Genomic DNA, 15,938 nt, shown 5'->3' on the forward strand with positions numbered 1-15,938 from the left:
TTGATGTCCCAGATGCCCCAGCCGACGGCCCTTTCGCGGTGCCCCAATTGCGAGGAGCCACTGGAGGCGGGTGACCGTTTCTGCGGCGCGTGCGGGTACGACCTGTCGGCGGTGCATGCACCGCTGGCGGACAACCCCACGATCACCATGAACGGCACCTCACCGCGCCCCCCTTCAGCCGCCGCGTCCGTGGACTGGCCCCTCGCGCCCGAGGTGGACAGCTCCGACACGCCGGCCCCGGTGCACCGGGCCACGGACATCCGGGGCACGGACTCGGGCGGTTCCGAGCTCCAGCACGCCACGGGTGAACTCGCGCCCCCTGCGAGTGAGCTCCCACATGCCACGGGAGAACTCCCGCATGCTGCGAGTGAGCTGCCACCCGCCACGGGTGAACTCCCGCCCGCCACGAGTGGAGTCCCGCACGCCATGAGTGAGCCCCCGCACCCGGCGGGTGGACTCCCGCATTCCGCCGGTGAATTCCCGCCTGTCGTCGCCGCGCACGCCGCCGGTCCGCCCGAGCCTCCCCCGGGCGTACGGTTCGACCGGCCCTCGGAGCCCGACGATTACCCGTTGGCTCCCCCGGCCGCCGGAGCCCCGGCCCCCGAGGCTCCCGCCGACCCGCGCACCGCCGACCTCGGGACACCGGCCGCCGGCACCAAGATGTGTATCGCCTGCCGCGCGGGCAGCGTCGACAGCGACGGCTACTGCGAGAACTGCGGGCACGCGCAGCCGCGCGAACGCGACCACATGGAGCAGGAGTTGGGCGCGGTGGCCGCGGTCAGCGATCGTGGCCTGCGCCACCACCGCAACGAGGACGCCTTCGCGATCTCGTCGACCGCGCTGCCCGACGGGCAGCCCGCGGTCGTCGCGATCGTCTGCGACGGCGTCTCCTCGGCGACCCGCCCGGACGAGGCCTCGCTCGCCGCCTCCCGCGCCGCGAACGAGGCACTGCTGGAGGCCCTGCCGGTCGGCACGCATCCGCAGCAGGCGATGCACGACGCGATCATCGCGGCCGCCGAGGCCGTCAACTCGCTCGCCGACGCGTCCACCTCACAGGGCGAGCACGCCCCCCATGTGAACGCGCCCGCCTGCACCCTCGTCGGCGCCATCGTCACCCCCACCCTGCTGATCGTCGGTTGGGTCGGCGACAGCCGCGCCTACTGGGTGCCTGTCGACCGGAGTTCGCTGCCCGCCCGGCTCACCGAGGACGACTCGTGGGCCGCGCAGATGGTCGCCGCGGGCCTGATGAACGAGGCGGAGGCGTACGCGGACGAGCGTGCTCACGCCATCACGGGCTGGCTCGGCGCGGACGCGTACGAACTGGAGCCGCACACCGCTTCCTTCAAGCCGGACCGGCCAGGTGTAGTGGTGGTGTGCACCGATGGGCTGTGGAACTACGCGGAGGCGGCCGAGGACATGGCCGAGGTCGTACCCCTCGGCGCCGCCGAAAGGCCTCTCCACAGCGCCCAGGTCCTTGTCGGTCACGCTCTGGACGGCGGGGGCCACGACAACGTAACAGTGGCCGTCCTGCCGTTCCCGGCCCCGTCGCAGGGGGCAGGATCGGCCTGAGGCCGCGAACGAACGGGGACGGCCCAGGACCGGAGGGGACCGGTCCGCACACAGTCATCACCTCCGTCAACTACCGGAGGCCTTGAGGGGGACAGAGTAGGCATGGCCAATTTCTCGAAGTCGAACGTGCCGCAGTTCTCGGTCGACGTGTACCAGAACGAGTACCTGCCCGAGGGTGGCCGCGAGGTCAACGCGATCATCACGGTGAGCGCGACCGGCGGCGGCACCATCGGAAGCGCCGTCGGTGCGCCGCACCTGTACACGGCGGGCCAGGGCCCCGACGCGGCCGTGGCGATCATGGTCGACTGTTCGGGCTCCATGGACTATCCGCCGACCAAGATGCGCAACGCGCGCGACGCGACGGCCGCCGCCATCGACACCCTGCGCGACGGTGTGCACTTCGCGGTGATCGGCGGCACGCACATCGCCAAGGAGGTCTACCCGGGCGGTGGACGGCTCGCGGTCGCCGACGCCGCCACCCGCGACCAGGCCAAGCAGGCCCTGCGCAAACTGAGCGCCGGCGGCGGTACGGCGATCGGCACCTGGCTGCGCCTGGCCGACCGGCTGCTCTCCTCGGCGGACGTCTCCATCCGGCACGGCATCGTGCTCACCGACGGCCGCAATGAACACGAGTCACCGCAGGACCTCAAGGCCGCACTCGACTCCTGTGCCGGGCGGTTCACGTGTGACGCGCGTGGAGTGGGCACCGACTGGGAGGTCAAGGAGGTCACCGGGATCGCCTCGGCGCTGCTCGGCACCGCCGACATCGTCGCCGACCCGGCCGCCCTGTCCGCCGACTTCACGCAGATGATGGAGACGGCCATGGGCAAGGAGGTCGCGGACGTCTCCCTGCGGCTGTGGACGCCGGTCGGCACCGCGATCAAGTTCGTCAAGCAAGTGGCCCCCACGGTCGAGGGGTTGACGGATCGCCGCACCGAGGCGGGCCCGCGCGCCGGCGACTACCCCACCGGTTCCTGGGGCGACGAGTCCCGCGACTACCACGTGTGCGTCGAGGTCCCCTCGGCCGAAGTCGGCCGGGAGATGCTGGCCGCCCGGGTCTCGCTGGTGATCCCGCAGAGTGACGGGAGCGTGCAGAAGCTCGGCGCGCAGGGTCTCGTACGGGCAGTGTGGACCGACGACATGGTGGCCTCGACCTCGATCAATCCGCAGGTCGCGCACTACACGGGGCAGGCGGAACTGGCACAAGTCATCCAACAGGGCTTGGATCTGCGCAAAGCGGGCGATGCCGACGGCGCAACGGCCAAGCTGGGACGTGCCGTTCAGCTCGCCAGCGCCTCCGGCAACGCCGATACTGCGAAACTGCTTGCGAAGGTGGTGGACGTGGTCGACGCCGCGGCAGGTACTGTGCGATTGAAGGCAAAGGTCGAAGAGGCCGACGAGATGACCCTCGAAACGCGGTCCACAAAGACTGTTCGTGTAAAGAAGTAGCGAGCCCGGTTCCCGCGGGGAGCCGGAGAAACCCGGTCATAACGACCGGAAAAGGAGAGGGGGAAGCGCCGACATGCCGACCTGCCCGAACGGACACCAGTCGGGTTCCGACGACTGGTGCGAGGTCTGCGGTCACCGCATGGCCGGAGCCGTGCCCCCGCCACCTCCACCGCCGCCGCCCGGCCCCGGTTACGGCTATCCGCCGCCCGGCTCTCCACCGCCGCCGCCCGGCGCCGGTGGCGGCCCTGGTGGGCGCCCGCACCTTTCCGCCGTGCCCGACCCCGAGCCGGAGCTCTGCCCGCAGTGCCGTACGCCCCGTGAGGGCGCCGCGCCGTTCTGCGAGGAGTGCCGGTGGAACTTCCTCACCAACACCGCGACCTCGTACACCCCGGCCGCACCGCGTCCGCCGGCGCCCGCACCCGGGACGCCCGGCGGCCCTGGCGGCCCGAATCCGGCGCTGCGGTTCCAGCAGCAGGGGCCGGGACAGCCCGCCGGTCCCGGAGCCGGGCCCGGTCATGACCCGTTCGAGTACCAGAGCTCGCGGCCCTCGCAGATGAACCGGCCCGCCGAGCCGATTCCGCCGGGTCCGCCCGCCCCGCCTTTCGGCACCGGCGGCCCTTCGGGCTTCGGCGGCGATCCCTCGGGCTTCGGCGGCGATCCTTCTGGCTTCGGCGGCGATCCGTCGCGCCCGGTACCGCCGCCGCCCGGGCCGACGCCCGGAGGCCCCGGCGCCCCGCAGGCCTTCACCCAGCAGCCCGCCTCGCCGGGGTTCCCGCCGCAGGCGCCGGCGCCCGGCGGGCCGTCCTACGGTGGCGGTGACGACGACTGGGTGATCTCCCCGCCGTCGGCCGGTACGCCCGGCGGCGGCCCCGGCGGCCCGAACGGTCCCGGCGCGGGCCAGGGCGGCGGTTACGGCTACCCGCAGTCCGGCTCGACGCAGGCCCCGCCCGGCCCGCGCCCCGCGTACCAGCAGCAGCCGCTGTCCTGGAGCGCGACGATCGGTCCCGACCGCGAGTACTTCATGGCGATGATGCAGCGCTCCGGTCCCGAGGCCGCGGGCCTGAACCTGCCCGCGTACTCGCCGGAGCAGCAGCGCCCGCTCATCGGCAACCAGATCACGATCGGCCGCCGCCGGCACTCCACCGGCGACACCCCGGACATCGATCTGTCGGTACCCCCGGAGGACCCGGGCGTCTCGCACCAGCACGCGGTCCTGGTCCAGCAGCCGGACGGCAGCTGGGCGGTCGTCGACCAGAACTCCACGAACGGGACCACGGTCAACGGCGGCGAGGAGCCCATCCAGCCCTTCGTACCGGTTCCGCTCCAGGACGGCGACCGGGTGCACGTCGGCGCCTGGACGACGATCACCATCCGGCGCGGCTGATCTCAGCGGTCACGGCAGCGGCTCGCAGGCGTCACGGCAGCGGCCAGGCGTACGGCCCTTCGGGGTCGTCCAGCCACGCCCAGGAGTGCTCGCCGCTGACCGTGATCCCGTACCGCTCGCGCACCGGCTGGTTCTCGCGCTCCCACAGCGTGTACGCCTCATAGGGGTCGAGACGGCCCGCCGTGAGGGTCAGCAGGAACCGGAACAGCTCGTGGCCCCTGGCCCGGCGCGGCAGCGCGCCCAGGTGCTGCGGCTCCGGCCGCTCGGGCCGGATCCCGCCGCGCAGGGGCACGAAGTAGGCGGGCGTGTGCAGAAAGCGCCCCTCGGCATACCCGGCGTCCCGGACGCTCAGTGCGATCAGGCCGGTCGCGAACGGCGCGAGAATACGGGCGCCCGGGTTGCACTGGGGAAGCCAGGCGTGCGGGATCGAGGTCAGCGTGCAGGTGGCGATGATCCGGTCGAAGGGGGCACGCTCGGGGACGCCGCGGGCACCGTCGCCGGTGACGACGGTCGGGTGGTACCCGGCGGTGTCCAGGTGCCGCCGAGCCGATTCGGTGATCTCTGCGTCGAGGTCGATCGTGGTCACCAGGTCGTCGCCCAGGCGGTGGGCGAGCAGGGCCGCGTTGTAGCCGGTGCCGGCGCCGATCTCCAGGACGGCATCCCCGTCCCGTACCTCCAGCTCGGTGAGCATGTTCGCCATCAGCGACGGCTGGCTGCTGGAGGACACCAGTTCTCCGTCGCGCACCCGGGTGGCCAGCGGGGCGTCCGCGTAGGCGCCGCGAATCCAGCGCTCCCGGGCCCGCAGGTCGGGGTCCTCGCCCCACACGCGCTCGAAGCCGCCGACGACGCCGACGTAGTAGTACGGCACGAAGAGGTGGCGCGGGACCGCCTCGAACGCCTCCCGCCAGACCGGGTCGGCGTCCCAGGCCCCGCTCCTGTCGATCTCGCGCACGAGGGCCGCCCTCGCCAGGGTGGCGAGGTCGTCCAGGTCGTGGTCGAGAGCGTGCGCGCTCATACCTCCACTGTGCTGCCGGACGGGCCACGAGGCGAGCGCCGGACTCGGCCGATCCGGACTGGGCCGTTCGGGCCGGCCCGCGTCGGAATCGGCCCTGTCAGGCAGTGGTCCTAAGCCTTGAGTCCTCCGCCGCCCCGTCTGAGACCATGGTTGATGTGAAAGAGATTCGGCGCGGCACGCTTCAGGAGCAGACCTTCTACGAGCAGGTCGGCGGCGAGGAAACCTTCCGGCGCCTTGTGCACCGTTTCTATGAGGGAGTCGCCGAGGACCCGCTGCTGAAGCCCATGTATCCCGAGGAGGACCTGGGCCCGGCCGAGGAGCGCCTCACGCTGTTCCTGATCCAGTACTGGGGCGGCCCGACGACGTACAGCGAGAACCGCGGGCACCCCCGGCTGCGGATGCGCCACGCCCCCTTCACGGTCGACCAGGCCGCGCACGACGCCTGGCTCAAGCACATGCGCATCGCCGTCGAGGAGCTCGGTCTCTCCGAAGAGCACGAGCACACGCTGTGGAACTACCTGACGTACGCGGCGGCTTCGATGGTGAACACGGCGGGCTGAACCCTCACCGCGGCCGCGCACGGCCGCCGACGCCCGTGGGCTACCGCGGCTTCCGCGGCTTCCATCGGCTTCCATCGGCTTCCGCGGCTTTCATCCGCTTTCGACTGTCCGCCTCTGATGACTGACGCGCGCATTCCGGTCGCCCGACGCCGAATTCCGGTCACAATCCGGTCAAGCCCGTGCTACAAGCGCTTACCCGCGACCCGCCCCCTCTGACAGCATCGCGCGAAGGTCCGGAGATCCGGGACGACGGCGGGGGGCCGGGTGACGGGGTTCGTTCTCATGCGTGCGCGGGCGCACCGCCTGCTGCTGGCCGCCGCGCTGCTCACCGTCCTGCTGGCGACGGCGGTGCTCTCGACCCTCACGGCGTACTCCGGCGCGATCGGCACTGCATCCCTGCGGCACGCGCTCCAGGACCCCGGCACCGCCGTCGACACCGCGCTGATCGTCCGGGCCGGCGTGCCCACGGAACAGCGGGAGGCCGCCGACAGCGCCGTACGCAAGGGCGCCCGGCAGACCTTCGACGGGTTACCGGTCACGCTCCGCACCCTGGTCCGCTCGGGCCCGTACGCCCTGCCCCGCTCCCTGCAGGCACCCGCCGACCGCGCGGGCGACCCGGATCTCACCCACTTCGCCGCCCTCGACCGCACGCAGGTGCGCGTGACGGCGGGGCGGCTGCCGGGCGCGTCCGGCGGCGGCCCGGTCATCGACGCAGCCCTGCCCGAGAGTGCCGCCGACCGCCTCGGGCTGAAGCCCGGTGCGCGCCTCACCCTCGTCGACCGACTCGGCGGCCCGAAGGTCCGCGTCCGGCTCACCGGTCTGTACCGGCCCGCCCGGCCCACCGCGCCCTACTGGCGGTTGGACGAGCTGGGCGGCCGCGGGATCAACAAGGTCGACTTCACGACGTACGGTCCGCTGCTCGCCGATCCCGCCGTCCTCGCCGGTGACCGGGTGAGCGCCGGGGAGTCCGCGTGGCTGGCGTCCGCCGACTTCTCGACGCTGACGCCCGACCGGATCGGCGCTCTGCGGGACGCGGCCCGCGCCGGGCAGCGGGGGCTGCGCAAGGACGCGGCGCTGAGCGGGACGACGGCGCTGGCGACCTCGCTGCCCGAGGTGCTGGACGGTGTCCAGCGCTCGCTGCTCGTGTCACGCTCGACGCTGCTGATCGTCGCGTTGCAGCTCGCACTGCTCGCCGGGTACGCGCTGCTCCTGGTCGCCCGGCTGCTGAGCGCCGAACGGGTGGGCGAGACACGGGTGCTCCGGGCGCGCGGAGCCTCAGGCGCCCGGGTCGCGGGGCTCGCCGCACTGGAGGCGCTGCTGCTCGCCGTGCCCGCGGCGGTCTGCGCGCCGCTCCTCGCGGGGCCGTTGACCCGACTGCTCGCCGGACAGGGCGCGTTGGCCAGGATCGGGCTGCGCCTCGACACCGCGGACGGGCGCGGCGGGGTGTGGCTCGTCGCGGCGGGAGTGGCCCTCGGGTGCGCGCTGGCGGTGACGGTTCCGGCGCTCACCTCCCGGGACGGAGCCGAGGGTCGGGCCCGCTCGCTGCCCGCTCCGGTGCGCGCGGGCGCCGACGTCGGCCTGCTGGTGATCGCGGGTGTCGCGTACTGGCAGCTGGACCGACAGACCTCCGGTGCCGTCAGCCACGCCGGCTCGGGCGCGCTCGGCATCGATCCGCTCCTGGTCTCGGCGCCCGCCCTCGCCCTGCTCGCCGGGACCGTGCTCACCCTGCGGCTGCTGCCGCCGGTGGCCCGGCTCGCCGAGCGCCGTGCCGCGAGCGGACGCGGGCTGCCCGCCGCCCTCGCGGGCTGGCAGCTCAGCCGCCGCCCGATGCGCGGCGCGGGCCCGGTCCTGCTTCTCGTCCTCGCCGTCGCCATGGGGATGCTCGCGATCGGCCAGGGCGCCTCCTGGAACCGCTCGCAGGACGACCGGGCCGACTTCCAGGCCGGTACCTCCGTGCGCGTACTCGCCGGCGACGAAGGCGAGTTGGGCCAGGCCGGGACGTACGCGGCACTGCCGCACGTCCGCGCGGCCGCCCCCGCCGTCCGCACGACCCTGCCCCTGTCCGGCAGCCGTACGGCGACGGTGCTGGCGCTGGACACCGCACACGCGGCGGACGGAGTGCTGCTGCGCGGCGACCTGGCCGACCGGCCGGTGCGGCCGCTGCTGGCAAGGCTCGGCCCGAAGGAAGCGACCGCGGGCACACCGCTCCCGAAGGGCGCGACACGGCTCGGTATGACGGTGCGGCTGGACAACAGCGGTGGCGGGGAGGGGACGAGCGCGGACGTGTCGGTCATCCTGGAGGACCACTACGGGACGCCGTACGCGATACGGCTCGGCGAGCTTCCCGCCGACGGGCGGGCGCACGCGCCGGCGCTGGACCTGCCCCCTACCGCCGGCCCCTTGGTGCTCATCGGACTGCAACTGGACATGACCCAGCCCACCGACACGGCACAGCAGCATCTCTTCTCCGTCGAGGAGTTGAACGCGGTCGGCGCCGACGGCACGGAGCGTCGGCTGTCGCTGCCCACGGCATGGAAGGCGGCGTCGCGAACCAACAGCACGACGGGGTCGCCCGACGCATCCACCCGCCCGACACCCCCACGGGTGGAGGAGTCCTCGGACAGCACCCTGTCCGTCCGCTACGGCACCGGCTACGTCCCGGCCGGTTTCGCCTGGCAGATCACGTCGTTGACGATGCGTCTGCAAGTGGTCCAGCCCGAAGTGCCGGAGGTCACCGCGGTCGCGACCGACCGGTTCCTGAAGTCGGCGGGCGCCCGGACCGGGCAGCAAGTGGACGTGCCCCTCGGCGGCGAGACGGTGCCGGTGCGGATCGTGGAGAGCGTACGGGCACTACCGACGACCGGGGACGAGTCGGGCACTGCAGGGGAGCCGAACGGTGGGGCGCTGCTCGTCGATCTCCGTTCCGTGAACCGGACGTTGGAGCACCGCTACGGGCAGAGCGTCGCGCCCACCGAGTGGTGGCTGCGGGCCGCGCCCGGCGACGCGACCCGCGTCGCGGCGGCCGTGCGGGAGCGGCCCGACGTCGAGCCCTCGCAGGTGGTCGTGCGCGACGAGATCGCCGACCGGCTGCGCGACGACCCCTTCGGTGCGGGCCCCGAGGCCGCGTTCGCCGCGGCGGCCGTGGTGGCGGCGGCGCTGGCGGCAGTCGGTTTCGGGGTCAGCACGGCCGGGTCGCTGCGGGAGCGCGGCGCCGAGTTCGCGGTGCTGCGGGCGCTCGGCGCGCCGCGCCGTCAGCCGGCCCGGCTGATCGCCGCCGAACAGGGGGTCCTGGTGACCCTGGCGCTGGTGGTGGGCGTCGCCCTGGGCGCGGTGCTGACCCGGGCGGTCGTCCCACTGATCGTGTTGACCTCCGACGCCACCCGGCCGATGCCCAGGGTACTGGTCGAACTCCCCCTCGTACACGTCGCCGTGCTGCTGGCCGCCGTGGCCGTCACACCGCTGGCCATCACGGCATTCCTGGCGCTGCACCGCCCGGATCCGGCGAGTTCGCTGCGCCGGCAGGGGGGTGAGTGACATGGCCGGGACCATGACGACCGTGGTGGCCCCCTGGGTGCGTACGCGGCTGCGCGCCGCGCCCGGGGCGGCGCTCGCCCTGACCCTGCTCGTCGCGCTGACCGCCTGTCTGGCCGCCGCGTTCCCGCGGGCCGTCGACCGGTACGAGGACGCCGGCCTGCGTCGGGTCCTCGGCGACGCCACGGCCCGGAAGACCACCGTGCAGGTGTACGCCCCCCAGCCCGGCGTCGAGCTCCCGCAGGAGCAAAGGGAACAGGCCCTGCGCGGGGCCGCCCTCCGCGCGGCGTACGCGAAGGTGCTGGACACCGTCGAACGCCCCCTCGTCGCCGACCCCGCCCAGTCCTCGTACGGGGTCCGCACCGCCAACCCCACCGCCGCACTGGACGATTGGCTGCCCCAGCCGACCGGCATCCCCGCCCGCATGTCGCTCACCGCGCAGAACGGCCTCGCCGACCACTCCCGGCTGGGCTCGGGACGCCTGCCGCGCGTGACGGGCAAGGTGACCGCGGCGACGGCCGAGGTGGAGGCCGCCGTCACCGCCGAGACCGCCAAGACCCTGCGGATCAAGGTGGGTTCGGTGATCCACCTCCCCGGCGTGGAGCGCGGCCCGTTGTCCGTCAAGGTCACCGGCATCGTCGTCCCGCACGCACCCGACGGCGCGTACTGGACGACCATGCCCGTGCTGCGCAAGCCCTCCCTCATCCAACTGCCCACCCAGGGAGGCGCGTCGGACAAGTACTGGCTCGGCGCGCTGCTGCTGCCGCCGGACGCGGCGCCCGCCATGCTCGGCACACCCGGAAAACCGGAACGCTACTGGCAGTTGGCGCCCGACACCTCCGTCCTCGCCGCACACGAAATGTCCCGCCTGACCTCCGCGATCGCCGCGCTGGAGACCGGCCCGGGCCTGGGACGGATACGCCGGCGCATCGATCCGCTCGCGGACGCGACCACGGACCTGGACGACGTGGTGAAGTCCTTCAGCCAACTGCGCTCGGGCATCGTCCCGTTGGTCGCGGTGGCCGCCTTCGGCACGGGCACGGTCGCCGCCGTGGTCCTGCTGATGGCGGGCGGCCTCGCCGTGGACCGCCGCCGCGCCGAACTGGCCCTGCTGCGCGCCCGCGGCGGTTCACTGCGCGGCGTGTCTGGGCGGCTGCTGGCCGAGACGGCGATGGTCGCGGTGCCCGCGGGCGCGCTGGGCCTCGGCGCCGCGCTGCTCGCCGTCCCGGAAGGCCGCCGCTCCTCCGCGGTGTCGGCCGCCGTCGCGGTGACGCTCCTGGCCTGCGCCACCCTGCCGGTGCGGGCCGCACTCGCCCACCGTGCCGTACCCGTCCCCGGGGCCCGCGAGGACCTGACGTCGGTACGTCCCTCACGGCGCCGTACCGTCGCGGAACTGACTCTGCTGGTCCTGGCGTCGGCGGCGGTGGCGGCGCTGCGGCGCCGGGGCGCCTCCGGCGACCAACTGGTCGCCCTGGCACCGGTGTTGGTGGGCGTCATCGCGGCGCTGGTCCTGGTGCGGCTCTACCCCCTGCCGCTGCGCCGTCTGGCCCGGCCGGCCGGACGGCTGCGCGGCGCGGTCACCCACCTCTCACTGGCCCGCGCCGGCCGCACCTCCACCTCCACGGTCCTGCCTCTCCTGGCCCTCCTCACCGCCCTCACCACCGCCGCCTTCGGCGGCTCGGTCCTCGCCGGCGTGCACGCCGCCCGCGACCACGCCGCTCTCCTCACCACCGGCGCGGACGCCCGCGTAGAAGCGACCCACGCCCTGCCTTCCACCCTGCCCGAACAGCTCCGCCGCACCCCGGGCGTACGCGAGGTCACACCGGTGAGCATCGCCTACCGGGCCCAGGCGGGAGAGGGCTCGGGAACGGAGCAGGAGACGGTGGCGGTGGTGGGGGTGGAGCCGGGGGCGTACGCGAACTTGGCCCGGCAGGTGGGTCTTGGGGGGTTCTCGGGGACGGAGCTGGGGTCTCCTGGCTCGTCCGGCAGCCCCGGGGAGGCGCCGCTGCCGGCCGTGGCCTCCCCCGCCGTGGCCGACCGCTACGGCACGCGGCCGTTCCAGGTGCGGCTGGAGGACGGTAGTCATGTCACTGTGCGGATCACCGTCGTACGGGAGCGGACCCCGGCCGTCTTCGACTTGGACTTCCTGATCGTGGACCGCGCGGGTCTCGGCGTCCGGCCCGCGCGCCCGACGGCGGTGCTCGTGACCGGCGACCACATCGACGGGGGCGCACTGCGCAAGGCCGCGGGCGCCGGAGTCGACGTACGGCTGCGGGCGGAGGAGGAGGCGCGATACGTCGACTCGCCGTTGCAGTCCGGTGCCGAGCGGATCTACACGGCGGCGGTCGCTGCGGGCGCCGGGTACGCCGTGCTGGCCCTGCTGCTGTCCCTCGTACGCGCCGCTCCCGAGCGCGCCGCGCTCCTCGCCCGCCTGCGCACCATGGGGCTCACCCGCGCCCAGGGCCGCCGCCTCCTCGTCCTGGAAGCCCTGCCGCAGGCTCTCCTCGCGGCGGCGGGCGGCGCGCTCACCGGCTGGGCGACCATCCGCCTGCTCTCCCCCGGCATCGACCTGACGACCATCTCGCTCGCCACCCACAGCTCCCCGTCAGGAGACGCCCAGCTCCGAACGGACCCGGCCTCCTTGCTCCTCCCGTCCCTGAGCGTCCTCGCCCTCGCGACGGGCATCGCCGCGGCACAGGCGTGGTGGACGGGGAGACGGGGTTCCGTACGAGAGCTGAGAGCGGGGGACAGCCGATGAAGCCCTGCACCACGGCCGTCGCGGGCGCGCGTACGGGCACCGCACGGGTCGACGGCTCACGCTCAGTGGACGTGGACGTGGACGTGGACGCAGACGTGACTGCGGCCGGGGCTGTAGCCGTGGCTGCGGCTGCGGCTGCGGCCGTGGCTTCGGCCGTGGCTTCGGCCGTGGCTTCGGCCGTGGCTGTAGCTGTAGCTGTAGCTGTAGCTGTAGCTGTAGCTGTGACCGTAGCCGTGCTGCGCGACCGGCTGGGCGCGGCGACCGATCTCGACCTGCCCGCGGCACAGCGCGGCCGCGGCTCTCGCCCGCTGCTCGGCGAGCCCGTGGCTGTGATCGTGGCCGTAGCTGTGGCCGCAGTTGCTGCAGCGGAGGGCAGGCGTACCGCCAGGGGCGGCGCCCGTCCCCATGAGAGCGGCACCCTGCCGTCGACCGGCCGGACATTCGCCCTCACCCCGGCCTCCGACTCCGGGCAACCCTCGACAAGCACCCCCAGGAGCCGCCCATGACCACCACCGACCCCACCTTCGCCGACCTCGCCGAGCGCGCCGCCGCCCACCGGGACCGCCCCGCCTACGGCCACGACGCCCTGATCACCTGTGACCGCCTGGTCCGGATCTTCTCCACGGACGGAGTGGAGGTCCAAGCGCTCCAGGGCCTCGATCTCCTGGTCCGCGAGGGCGAGTTGATGGCCCTGGTGGGCGCGTCGGGCAGCGGCAAGTCGACGCTGATGAACATCCTGGCCGGACTGGACACGCCCACCGCGGGGGCGGCGAAGGTCGCCGGCCGCGACCTGCTCACGATGGGCGCGAAGGACCGCCTGCGCTACCGCCGGGAGGTCGTCGGCTTCGTCTGGCAGCAGACGTCCCGCAACCTCCTCCCCTACCTGACGGCGGCCCAGAACGTCGCCCTACCGATGCAGCTCTCCGGCGGCTCCGGCTCCGGCTCCGGCTCCGGCTCCGGCTCCGGCTCCGGCTCCGGCTCCGGCTCCGGCTCCGGCTCCGGCTCCGGCTCCGGCTCCGGCTCCGGCAAGGGTCGCCGCACTCGCCGCCGCGCGCAGTCCGAACGCGCTCTGGAACTCCTGGAGTTGCTCGACGTCGCCGACTGCCGCAACCGTCGCCCGCACCAGATGTCCGGCGGCCAGCAACAGCGCGTCGCCATCGCTGTGGCCCTCGCCAACGCCCCCGCGATCCTCCTGGCCGACGAACCCACCGGCGAACTCGACTCGCACACCGCCGAGCAGATCTTCGGCGCGTTCCGCACGGCGAACGAACACCTCGGCACCACCATCGTGATCGTCACCCACGACCAGGCGGTGGCCGGTGAGGTCCGCCGCACGGTGGCCATCCGCGACGGCCGTACCTCCACGGAGGTACTGCGCCGCACCGAGGTCGACGCGGCCACCGGTCAGGAAGCGGTGGTGGCCCGCGAGTACGCGATGCTCGACCGCGCGGGCCGCCTCCAGCTCCCCGCCGAGTACACCGAGGCCCTGGGCATGCGGGACCGCGTGGCGCTGGAACTGGAGACGGACCACATCGGCGTCTGGCCGGACGACAGCGAGCACGAGTGATCCACTGCCGTAACCGAACAGCAATCCCTCAGGGGTTCGGAACTGCGGTGAACCCGCCGGACCGCTGGACCGCACTGGAGCCCGTGGTCCGTGCCGCGTCCCGCTCCTCGCACACCTCGCTCTCCGAGCGGCTCATCGAGGCTCGTCGCCTCATCGAGAACGGCGCGACCGAACTCGCCGCGACGGTGTACGCGGAGGTGTACGGCGTCGAGGAGCCGCCGACCGACGGCGGGGCTCCCGCCGCGTCGGCCCCCGACGGCCACGGCACCGCCGTACTCACCAAGCCCGCCCCCGCGCTCGTGGCGGAAGAGGTCGCCCCGCCCTCCTTCGCCATGGTGCTGACCCTGATCGTCAGCCCCATCCTCCTCATCCTGGCCGGCACCCTCGGCCAGATCTTCCTCGCCGAGGGTTCCACCCTGCGCGCCGCCCTCACGGTCCTCGGCGCCCCCATGGTGGCCCTGCTCCTCGACGTCGCCCTGTGCGCCTACTTCCTGGGCGGCCGCCGCGGCTGGGACCGCACCCGCATCGCGAACGTCATGACCTCGGCTCTCCCGCCGGTGGCCATGGTGATCCTGGTGGCGGGCGCGGGCGGCGTCTTCGGCAAGGTGCCGGTGGCGAGCGGCATCGGCGACGCGATCGCCGACGTACTGGACCGGACGGGTCTGCCCGCGCTCTTCCTGGCCTTCCTGATGGCGCTCGCCCTGCGCGCGGCCCAGGGTTCGACGACGGTGGCCCTGATCACCACGGCGGGCATCCTCACGCCGCTCCTGCAGCGCGCCGACCTGTCCACCGGCCAACTCTCCCTGGTCGCCCCGGCGATGGGCGCGGGCGGCCTCTCCGTCTCGCACATCAACGACGCGGGCTATTGGATGTTCACCAAGCCGGCCGGCCTGGACGTGGCGACGGGCCCGCGCACCTGGACGGTCCTGACGACCACGATGGGAGTGACGCGCTTCGGCCTCACCGCGGCCCTGTGGCCGCTCGTCTGAGGTGATCAGCGAACGCTGACGTCCAACGTCCCAAGTCCGGCCTTGCGTACGGCGATCGACCCGTACGGCGTACGCAGCCGGAGCCACGCGCCCGACGAGTACAGCCCCACCTGGGCCTCGTCGGGCGCGGCTTGGCGCCCGGGGTCCCAGGACCGCAGGAATCCCAGCGACTGCGCCGCATGCGCGGCCCGTACCGGAAGTCCGGTGTCGCCGACCGGCCGGGACCAGATCTCCCGCCCGATGCGGTCGAGTTCGGCGCGGGTACGCAGCTCGGGCGCCAACTCCTGTGTACGGGACCGGAATTCGGCGACCGCAGCGGCGACCATCGCGCGCAGGGCGTCCGGGTCGGGCAGCCCCGGCTCCTGCCGCCAGCCGCCACGGGGCGGCAGCACCCCGGCCCACGGCGGCCCGGTGACGGCCTGCGGCACCGCGGCAGTGGCAGCCGACTCGTCGAGGGACTCAAGGAGTTCACCGGCCGAGACGGTCACGTCGAGGGTGACGTCCAGCCCGTTCTCGTACGGCTTGGCGAGGCGTGCCGTACGGATGGCGAGGACCTCGAAGGACGGCGGGCGCCCGAAGACCGCGAGGGCCGTCCCGGCGGCCTGCAGCCGTACCGCCGCCGCCCGGTCGTAGTGGATGAGCCGGGAGAGGAAGGCGGCGAGGTCCGCCGCCTCCCCCGCGTCGGCGAGATGCAGGACGGTCATGCCGCGACGGCCTCGTCGGCCTTCTCGTCCCGGTACTCCTCCAGGAACTCCCGTTCCTCGGCGGTGATGCGGCGCGGTCGCTGGGTCTCGAAGTCGAACGGCACGACCACCGTCGCGGCGCGGACGTAGAGCTGCTCGGCGTCCTTGACCTCGTAGGTGATCGTGAAGGCCGCCGCGCGGATCTCCGTGATCCACAGCTCGATGTCCACCGGCTCGCGTCGGTGGACGAGCTGTCGCTTGTAGTCGATCTCGTGGCGCGCCACCACGGACCCCTGCTTGAACTGCTTGTCCGGGCGGGTCAGGAAGTCGATACGTGCTTCCTCCAGGTAGCGGAGGAAGACCGCGTTGTTGACGTGGCCGTACGCGTCCATGTCCGCCCAGCGCAGTGGGCAGTGGTAGAGGTGCCGCAAGA

At 73.5% G+C, this 15,938-nt stretch carries 12 protein-coding genes; 8 read left to right on the forward strand and 4 right to left on the reverse strand.

Features of this window, described 5'->3' with window-relative positions; all coding sequences use genetic code 11:
* The first annotated feature begins 3 nt into the window (after nucleotides 1-3).
* The 3 genes from OG390_RS18325 to OG390_RS18335 all read left to right on the forward strand — a co-directional run bounded on the left by OG390_RS18325 (nucleotide 4) and on the right by OG390_RS18335 (nucleotide 4,402).
* Complete coding sequence (locus OG390_RS18325; protein WP_406169237.1) at nucleotides 4-1,569, forward strand: PP2C family serine/threonine-protein phosphatase; 1,566 nt, start codon at nucleotides 4-6, stop codon at nucleotides 1,567-1,569.
* A gap of 102 nt (nucleotides 1,570-1,671) precedes the next feature.
* On the forward strand, nucleotides 1,672-3,018 hold the full coding sequence (locus tag OG390_RS18330; RefSeq protein ID WP_406169239.1) for a vWA domain-containing protein: 1,347 nt from the start codon (nucleotides 1,672-1,674) through the stop codon (nucleotides 3,016-3,018).
* Nucleotides 3,019-3,091: 73 nt separating this feature from the next.
* On the forward strand, nucleotides 3,092-4,402 hold the full coding sequence (locus OG390_RS18335) for an FHA domain-containing protein (protein ID WP_406169241.1): 1,311 nt from the start codon (nucleotides 3,092-3,094) through the stop codon (nucleotides 4,400-4,402).
* A gap of 31 nt (nucleotides 4,403-4,433) precedes the next feature.
* Here OG390_RS18335 and OG390_RS18340 read toward each other — a convergent pair whose 3' ends face one another.
* Entirely contained in the window at nucleotides 4,434-5,417 is a 984-nt protein-coding gene (locus OG390_RS18340) for a methyltransferase domain-containing protein (protein WP_406169243.1), read from the reverse strand.
* A gap of 146 nt (nucleotides 5,418-5,563) precedes the next feature.
* Between OG390_RS18340 and OG390_RS18345 the strand changes: the two genes are divergently transcribed.
* The 3 genes from OG390_RS18345 (at nucleotide 5,564) to OG390_RS18355 (ending at nucleotide 12,266) form a co-directional block, all read left to right on the forward strand.
* Nucleotides 5,564-5,977 carry a globin gene (locus OG390_RS18345; RefSeq protein WP_399074832.1) on the forward strand — a complete coding sequence of 138 codons (414 nt, stop codon included), beginning with the start codon at nucleotides 5,564-5,566 and terminating at the stop codon, nucleotides 5,975-5,977.
* A 282-nt stretch (nucleotides 5,978-6,259) separates the two neighbouring features.
* On the forward strand, nucleotides 6,260-9,511 hold the full coding sequence (locus OG390_RS18350; RefSeq protein ID WP_406169245.1) for an FtsX-like permease family protein: 3,252 nt from the start codon (nucleotides 6,260-6,262) through the stop codon (nucleotides 9,509-9,511).
* A gap of 1 nt (nucleotide 9,512) precedes the next feature.
* Nucleotides 9,513-12,266 carry an FtsX-like permease family protein gene (locus tag OG390_RS18355; RefSeq protein WP_406169247.1) on the forward strand — a complete coding sequence of 918 codons (2,754 nt, stop codon included), beginning with the start codon at nucleotides 9,513-9,515 and terminating at the stop codon, nucleotides 12,264-12,266.
* A gap of 62 nt (nucleotides 12,267-12,328) precedes the next feature.
* Here OG390_RS18355 and OG390_RS18360 read toward each other — a convergent pair whose 3' ends face one another.
* Complete coding sequence (locus OG390_RS18360; RefSeq protein ID WP_406169249.1) at nucleotides 12,329-12,673, reverse strand: hypothetical protein; 345 nt, start codon at nucleotides 12,671-12,673, stop codon at nucleotides 12,329-12,331.
* Between the two features lie 95 nt (nucleotides 12,674-12,768).
* Here OG390_RS18360 and OG390_RS18365 point away from each other — a divergent pair, with 95 nt between their 5' ends.
* Together OG390_RS18365 and OG390_RS18370 are read left to right on the forward strand one after the other, a co-directional pair.
* A complete protein-coding gene (locus OG390_RS18365) occupies nucleotides 12,769-13,833 on the forward strand; it encodes an ABC transporter ATP-binding protein (protein ID WP_406169251.1) in 1,065 nt (354 codons plus the stop codon).
* Between the two features lie 47 nt (nucleotides 13,834-13,880).
* Nucleotides 13,881-14,822, forward strand: coding sequence for a hypothetical protein (locus OG390_RS18370; protein WP_406169253.1), 942 nt, complete (start codon nucleotides 13,881-13,883; stop codon nucleotides 14,820-14,822).
* A 5-nt stretch (nucleotides 14,823-14,827) separates the two neighbouring features.
* Here the strand turns inward: OG390_RS18370 and OG390_RS18375 are convergent, their stop codons facing one another.
* Both OG390_RS18375 and OG390_RS18380 read right to left on the reverse strand, forming a co-directional pair.
* Nucleotides 14,828-15,526, reverse strand: coding sequence for a hypothetical protein (locus tag OG390_RS18375; protein ID WP_406169255.1), 699 nt, complete (start codon nucleotides 15,524-15,526; stop codon nucleotides 14,828-14,830).
* Nucleotides 15,523-15,936 (reverse strand): acyl-CoA thioesterase, encoded by a 414-nt coding sequence (locus OG390_RS18380; protein ID WP_406169257.1) that lies wholly within the window; start codon nucleotides 15,934-15,936, stop codon nucleotides 15,523-15,525. The genes OG390_RS18375 and OG390_RS18380 overlap by 4 nt, the downstream gene beginning before the upstream one ends.
* Between the last annotated feature and the right edge of the window lie 2 nt (nucleotides 15,937-15,938).

The sequence above is a fragment of the Streptomyces sp. NBC_00996 genome (assembly GCF_045162675.1).
Lineage (GTDB): Bacteria > Actinomycetota > Actinomycetes > Streptomycetales > Streptomycetaceae > Streptomyces.

Coding starts and splice junctions, on each gene's coding strand:
- OG390_RS18325 (WP_406169237.1), top strand. CDS start 4: ATGTCCCAGATGCCCCAGCCGACGGCCCTTTCGCGGTGCCCCAATTGC.
- OG390_RS18330 (WP_406169239.1), top strand. CDS start 1,672: ATGGCCAATTTCTCGAAGTCGAACGTGCCGCAGTTCTCGGTCGACGTG.
- OG390_RS18335 (WP_406169241.1), top strand. CDS start 3,092: ATGCCGACCTGCCCGAACGGACACCAGTCGGGTTCCGACGACTGGTGC.
- OG390_RS18340 (WP_406169243.1), bottom strand. CDS start 5,417: ATGAGCGCGCACGCTCTCGACCACGACCTGGACGACCTCGCCACCCTG.
- OG390_RS18345 (WP_399074832.1), top strand. CDS start 5,564: ATGGTTGATGTGAAAGAGATTCGGCGCGGCACGCTTCAGGAGCAGACC.
- OG390_RS18350 (WP_406169245.1), top strand. CDS start 6,260: ATGCGTGCGCGGGCGCACCGCCTGCTGCTGGCCGCCGCGCTGCTCACC.
- OG390_RS18355 (WP_406169247.1), top strand. CDS start 9,513: ATGGCCGGGACCATGACGACCGTGGTGGCCCCCTGGGTGCGTACGCGG.
- OG390_RS18360 (WP_406169249.1), bottom strand. CDS start 12,673: ATGGGGACGGGCGCCGCCCCTGGCGGTACGCCTGCCCTCCGCTGCAGC.
- OG390_RS18365 (WP_406169251.1), top strand. CDS start 12,769: ATGACCACCACCGACCCCACCTTCGCCGACCTCGCCGAGCGCGCCGCC.
- OG390_RS18375 (WP_406169255.1), bottom strand. CDS start 15,526: ATGACCGTCCTGCATCTCGCCGACGCGGGGGAGGCGGCGGACCTCGCC.